This window comes from Helicobacter sp. UBA3407, assembly GCF_949747025.1.
GTDB lineage: Bacteria > Campylobacterota > Campylobacteria > Campylobacterales > Helicobacteraceae > Helicobacter_D > Helicobacter_D ganmani.
Map to the genome: position 1 here is coordinate 1 of NZ_CATKCB010000019.1, position 1,554 is coordinate 1,554.

1 rRNA gene is annotated in these 1,554 nt (G+C 48.7%); it reads left to right on the top strand.

Annotation, left to right across the window (positions count from 1 at the left end):
• Positions 1–50: 50 nt before the first annotated feature.
• Positions 51–1,546 (top strand): 16S ribosomal RNA (locus Q1553_RS00160).
• The last annotated feature ends 8 nt before the right edge of the window (positions 1,547–1,554 follow it).

A 1,554-nucleotide genomic window follows, 5' to 3' on the forward strand; every position in this document is an offset into this window, starting at 1 on the left:
GAAGCCAGAAATTCATTTAAGAGAAAATGAATGAAGGAGTTAAGATTAAACAAATGGAGAGTTTGATCCTGGCTCAGGATTAACGCTGGCGGCGTGCCTAATACATGCAAGTCGAACGATGAAGCTCTAGCTTGCTAGAGTGGATTAGTGGCGCACGGGTGAGTAATGCATAGATAACATGCCCTTTAGTCTAGGATAGCCATTGGAAACGATGATTAATACTGGATACTCCTTACGAGGGAAAGTTTTTCGCTAAAGGATTGGTCTATGTCCTATCAGCTTGTTGGTGAGGTAATGGCTCACCAAGGCTATGACGGGTATCCGGCCTGAGAGGGTGAACGGACACACTGGAACTGAGACACGGTCCAGACTCCTACGGGAGGCAGCAGTAGGGAATATTGCTCAATGGGGGAAACCCTGAAGCAGCAACGCCGCGTGGAGGATGAAGGTTTTCGGATTGTAAACTCCTTTTGTTAGAGAAGATAATGACGGTATCTAACGAATAAGCACCGGCTAACTCCGTGCCAGCAGCCGCGGTAATACGGAGGGTGCAAGCGTTACTCGGAATCACTGGGCGTAAAGAGCGCGTAGGCGGGATAGCAAGTCAGATGTGAAATCCTATGGCTTAACCATAGAACTGCATTTGAAACTGTTATTCTAGAGTATGGGAGAGGTAGGTGGAATTCTTGGTGTAGGGGTAAAATCCGTAGAGATCAAGAGGAATACTCATTGCGAAGGCGACCTGCTAGAACATAACTGACGCTGATGCGCGAAAGCGTGGGGAGCAAACAGGATTAGATACCCTGGTAGTCCACGCCCTAAACGATGAATGCTAGTTGTTGTGGAGCTTGTCTCTGCAGTAATGCAGCTAACGCATTAAGCATTCCGCCTGGGGAGTACGGTCGCAAGATTAAAACTCAAAGGAATAGACGGGGACCCGCACAAGCGGTGGAGCATGTGGTTTAATTCGAAGATACACGAAGAACCTTACCTAGGCTTGACATTGATAGAATCCGCTAGAGATAGTGGAGTGCTAGCTTGCTAGAACTTGAAAACAGGTGCTGCACGGCTGTCGTCCGCTCGTGTCGTGAGATGTTGGGTTAAGTCCCGCAACGAGCGCAACCCTCGTCCTTAGTTGCTAACTATTCGGTAGAGCACTCTAAGGAGACTGCCTTCGCAAGGAGGAGGAAGGTGAGGATGACGTCAAGTCATCATGGCCCTTACGCCTAGGGCTACACACGTGCTACAATGGGAAGCACAAAGAGATGCAATATTGTGAAATGGAGCAAATCTATAAAACTTCTCTCAGTTCGGATTGTAGTCTGCAACTCGACTACATGAAGCTGGAATCGCTAGTAATCGTAAATCAGCTATGTTACGGTGAATACGTTCCCGGGTCTTGTACTCACCGCCCGTCACACCATGGGAGTTGTATTCGCCTTAAGTCGGAATGCCAAACTGGCTACCGCCCACGGCGGATGCAGCGACTGGGGTGAAGTCGTAACAAGGTAACCGTAGGTGAACCTGCGGTTGGATCACCTCCTTTCAAGAGAA